Genomic DNA, 5,406 nt, shown 5'->3' on the forward strand with positions numbered 1-5,406 from the left:
ACTCCTTTTCGGAGTTCATTCTAACTATAAAAATTATCATTTAAGACAGCAGAAAAACTCAAAGTTAATTCATTACGAACATAATTTTTAGCGATTTTGCCAGATTAGATGAGCCAAGTTTAGAAGCTTCTTTAAAGAGCTTCATAGCAAGATTAAACTGAAGAGTTTGATCATGGCTCAGATTGAACGCTGGCGGCAGGCTTAACACATGCAAGTCGAGCGGTAACAGGAGAAGCTTGCTTCTCGCTGACGAGCGGCGGACGGGTGAGTAATACTTAGGAATCTACCTAGTAGTGGGGGATAGCACGGGGAAACTCGTATTAATACCGCATACGACCTACGGGAGAAAGGGGGCAGTTTACTGCTCTCGCTATTAGATGAGCCTAAGTCGGATTAGCTAGATGGTGGGGTAAAGGCCTACCATGGCGACGATCTGTAGCTGGTCTGAGAGGATGATCAGCCACACCGGGACTGAGACACGGCCCGGACTCCTACGGGAGGCAGCAGTGGGGAATATTGGACAATGGGGGAAACCCTGATCCAGCCATGCCGCGTGTGTGAAGAAGGCCTTTTGGTTGTAAAGCACTTTAAGCAGTGAAGAAGACTCCATGGTTAATACCCATGGACGATGACATTAGCTGCAGAATAAGCACCGGCTAACTCTGTGCCAGCAGCCGCGGTAATACAGAGGGTGCAAGCGTTAATCGGAATTACTGGGCGTAAAGGGAGCGTAGGTGGCTCTATAAGTCAGATGTGAAATCCCCGGGCTTAACCTGGGAACTGCATCTGAAACTGTAGAGCTAGAGTATGTGAGAGGAAGGTAGAATTCCAGGTGTAGCGGTGAAATGCGTAGAGATCTGGAGGAATACCGATGGCGAAGGCAGCCTTCTGGCATAATACTGACACTGAGGCTCGAAAGCGTGGGTAGCAAACAGGATTAGATACCCTGGTAGTCCACGCCGTAAACGATGTCTACTAGTCGTTGGGTCCCTTGAGGACTTAGTGACGCAGCTAACGCAATAAGTAGACCGCCTGGGGAGTACGGCCGCAAGGTTAAAACTCAAATGAATTGACGGGGGCCCGCACAAGCGGTGGAGCATGTGGTTTAATTCGATGCAACGCGAAGAACCTTACCTGGTCTTGACATATCTAGAATCCTGCAGAGATGCGGGAGTGCCTTCGGGAATTAGAATACAGGTGCTGCATGGCTGTCGTCAGCTCGTGTCGTGAGATGTTGGGTTAAGTCCCGCAACGAGCGCAACCCTTGTCCTTAGTTACCAGCGGGTTAAGCCGGGAACTCTAAGGATACTGCCAGTGACAAACTGGAGGAAGGCGGGGACGACGTCAAGTCATCATGGCCCTTACGACCAGGGCTACACACGTGCTACAATGGTAGGTACAGAGGGCAGCTACACAGCGATGTGATGCGAATCTCAAAAAGCCTATCGTAGTCCAGATTGGAGTCTGCAACTCGACTCCATGAAGTAGGAATCGCTAGTAATCGCGGATCAGAATGCCGCGGTGAATACGTTCCCGGGCCTTGTACACACCGCCCGTCACACCATGGGAGTTGATTGCACCAGAAGTGGATAGCTTAACCTTCGGGGGAGCGTTCACCACGGTGTGGTTGATGACTGGGGTGAAGTCGTAACAAGGTAGCCGTAGGGGAACCTGCGGCTGGATCACCTCCTTATAGATGGCATTCGGTCAGCAAGAATTCACAACAAGTTGTTCTTTAGTTTAAGCTTACGTTTTAACAAGCGTAATTGGGTCTGTAGCTCAGCTGGTTAGAGCACCGTGTTGATAACGCGGGGGTCAGTGGTTCAAGTCCACTTAGACCCACCATTTTATAATGGGGCCATAGCTCAGTTGGTAGAGCGCCTGCCTTGCACGCAGGAGGTCAACGGTTCGACTCCGTTTGGCTCCACCACTATAGACGAATAAGCTTTAAGTGCTAATAGTATAAATAGAAACAAGTGATTTATCTTTGAATAAAGACACGATTACTTCTTTCTGTTTTATACAGAATCTGTGACTCGACGAGAGCATAGAGACTATTTAAAAACATAGATATGAGTCTGGGTTAGGAAGAGCGTGTTCACGCGCACTTCCTAACCTTAATCACTCACCTCTTAACGACATCAGTTGTTATCCCAGGGGTGAGTGATTAAAAAAAGTAAAGAGAACTGAATCAAGCGTATAAACATAGGTGATATCGTTATCATAATTAGACTTTATAACACTTAGCAGTCGAAAGACTACTTGGGGTTGTATGGTCAAGTAATGAAGCGCACATGGTGGATGCCTTGGCAGTCAGAGGCGATGAAAGACGTGACAGCCTGCGATAAGCTTCGGGGAGGCGGCAATATCCTGTGATCCGGAGATTTCTGAATGGGGAAACCCACCTACCATAAGGTAGGTATCTTGTACTTGTACAAGAAGCGAACGAGGGGAAGTGAAACATCTCAGTACCCTTAGGAATAGACATCAAATGAGATTCCCCTAGTAGCGGCGAGCGAACGGGGAGAAGCCGATTAATGCTAATGTAGAAGAACAGCGTGGGAAAGCTGACCGTAGTAGGTGATAGTCCTGTATTCGAAACATTAGCGTTAACATATTAAGTAGAGCGGGGCACGAGAAATCCTGTTTGAAGATGGGGGGACCATCCTCCAAGGCTAAATACTCCTGACTGACCGATAGTGAACCAGTACCGTGAGGGAAAGGCGAAAAGAACCCCTGTGAGGGGAGTGAAATAGAACCTGAAACCGTGTGCGTACAAGCAGTGGGAGCCTTAATTTATTAGGGTGACCGCGTACCTTTTGTATAATGGGTCAGCGACTTATATTCTGTAGCAAGGTTAACCGTTTAGGGGAGCCGTAGGGAAACCGAGTCTTAATAGGGCGCCATAGTTGCAGGGTATAGACCCGAAACCGAGTGATCTATCCATGAGCAGGTTGAAAGTGCCGTAACAGGCACCGGAGGACCGAACCCACTGTCGTTGAAAAGCCAGGGGATGACTTGTGGATAGGGGTGAAAGGCTAATCAAACTCGGTGATAGCTGGTTCTCCCCGAAAGCTATTTAGGTAGCGCCTCGGACGAACACCATTGGGGGTAGAGCACTGTTTCGGCTAGGGGGTCATACCGACTTACCAAACCGATGCAAACTCCGAATACCGATGAGTGATATCCGGGAGACACACAGTGGGTGCTAACGTCCATTGTGGAGAGGGAAACAACCCAGACCGCCAGCTAAGGCCCCAAATTCCTAGTTAAGTGGGAAACGAGGTGGGAAGGCATAGACAGCTAGGAGGTTGGCTTAGAAGCAGCCATCCTTTAAAGAAAGCGTAATAGCTCACTAGTCGAGTCGGCCCGCGCGGAAGATGTAACGGGGCTCAAACTAGGAGCCGAAGCTGCGGATTTGAATTTGTTTTCAAGTGGTAGGGGAGCGTTGTGTAAGCCTGTGAAGGTGTGTCGTAAGGCATGCTGGAGGTATCACAAGAGCGAATGCTGACGTGAGTAACGATAATGCGAGTGAAAAGCTCGCACGCCGGAAGATCAAGGGTTCCAGTCCAACGTTAATCGGGGCTGGGTGAGTCGACCCCTAAGGCGAGGCCGAAAGGCGTAGTCGATGGGAAATCGGTTAATATTCCGATACTTGTTTATAATGCGATGGAGGGACGGAGAAGGTTATGTCAGCCTGGCGTTGGTTGTCCAGGTGAAAGGATGTAGGCTTACAACTTAGGTAAATCCGGGTTGTTACATGGCTGAGATCTGATAGCAAGCTGTACTTGTACAGTGAAGTGGCAAATACCATGCTTCCAGGAAAAGCTTCTAAGCAATAGTTATAAACGAATCGTACCCTAAACCGACACAGGTGATCAGGTAGAGAATACCAAGGCGCTTGAGAGAACTCTGCTGAAGGAACTAGGCAAAATGGTACCGTAACTTCGGGAGAAGGTACGCTGCTGATGGTGATAGGACACGCTCCTTGAGCTGTTGGCAGTCGCAGATACCAGGCTGCTGCAACTGTTTATTAAAAACACAGCACTCTGCAAACACGAAAGTGGACGTATAGGGTGTGATGTCTGCCCGGTGCTGGAAGGTTAATTGATGGGGTTAGCGTAAGCGAAGCTCTTGATCGAAGCCCCAGTAAACGGCGGCCGTAACTATAACGGTCCTAAGGTAGCGAAATTCCTTGTCGGGTAAGTTCCGACCTGCACGAATGACATAATGATGGCAGCGCTGTCTCCAGCAGAGACTCAGTGAAATCGAAATCGCAGTGAAGATGCTGTGTACCCGCGGCTAGACGGAAAGACCCCGTGAACCTTTACTACAGCTTTACATTGAACTTTGACCTGACTTGTGCAGGATAGGTGGGAGGCTTTGAAGCCGAGACGCTAGTCTTGGTGGAGCCAATCTTGAAATACCACCCTGGTCATGTTGGGGTTCTAACTCAGGTATAACAATACCGAGGACAATGTATGGTGGGTAGTTTGACTGGGGCGGTCTCCTCCTAAAGAGTAACGGAGGAGTACGAAGGTGCGCTCAGACCGGTCGGAAATCGGTCGTAGAGTATAAAGGCAAAAGCGCGCTTAACTGCGAGACCCACAAGTCGAGCAGGTACGAAAGTAGGTCTTAGTGATCCGGTGGTTCTGTATGGAAGGGCCATCGCTCAACGGATAAAAGGTACTCTGGGGATAACAGGCTGATACCGCCCAAGAGTTCATATCGACGGCGGTGTTTGGCACCTCGATGTCGGCTCATCTCATCCTAGGGCTGAAGCAGGTCCTAAGGGTATGGCTGTTCGCCATTTAAAGAGGTACGCGAGCTGGGTTTAGAACGTCGTGAGACAGTTCGGTCCCTATCTACCGTGGGCGTTGGAAATTTGAGAGGATCTGCTCCTAGTACGAGAGGACCAGAGTGGACGAACCTCTGGTGTTCGGGTTGTCACGCCAGTGGCATTGCCCGGTAGCTACGTTCGGATGGGATAACCGCTGAAAGCATCTAAGCGGGAAGCCCACCTCAAGATTAGATTTCCCTAAAGAGCCGTTGAAGACTACGACGTTGATAGGCAGGGTGTGGAAGTGCAGCGATGCATGTAGCTAACCTGTACTAATTGCTCGTTTGGCTTGACCATACAACACCCAAGTGGTTTGTATGAAAGCTCTAATTAATCTATCTTGTATAAGCGAAAGCTTATAGAAACGAGAGAATATTTCGATATCACCTTTAACCTTGATTCAGTTAGGTTACAAGTTGATCGACAACAAGCTAATACTTGACGTCAAACAATAAAAATAACAGACTCATATCTAACCCCCTTTGCTGACGACAATAGCATGATGGCACCACCTGATCCCTTCCCGAACTCAGAAGTGAAACATCATTGCGCCAATGGTAGTGTGG

General features: G+C 48.9%; 2 tRNA genes and 3 rRNA genes. All 5 read left to right on the top strand.

Annotated elements, in window-relative coordinates:
* Positions 1-154 precede the first annotated feature (154 nt).
* A 16S ribosomal RNA gene (locus tag C8D84_RS13575) occupies positions 155-1,693 on the top strand.
* A gap of 75 nt (positions 1,694-1,768) precedes the next feature.
* A tRNA-Ile gene (locus C8D84_RS13580) sits at positions 1,769-1,845 on the top strand.
* A 9-nt stretch (positions 1,846-1,854) separates the two neighbouring features.
* A tRNA-Ala gene (locus C8D84_RS13585) sits at positions 1,855-1,930 on the top strand.
* A 344-nt stretch (positions 1,931-2,274) separates the two neighbouring features.
* A 23S ribosomal RNA gene (locus C8D84_RS13590) occupies positions 2,275-5,137 on the top strand.
* Between the two features lie 187 nt (positions 5,138-5,324).
* Positions 5,325-5,406 (top strand): 5S ribosomal RNA (gene rrf / locus C8D84_RS13595); the annotation flags it as partial.

The organism is Psychrobacter immobilis (assembly GCF_003148585.1).
Taxonomy (GTDB): Bacteria; Pseudomonadota; Gammaproteobacteria; order Pseudomonadales; family Moraxellaceae; genus Psychrobacter; species Psychrobacter immobilis.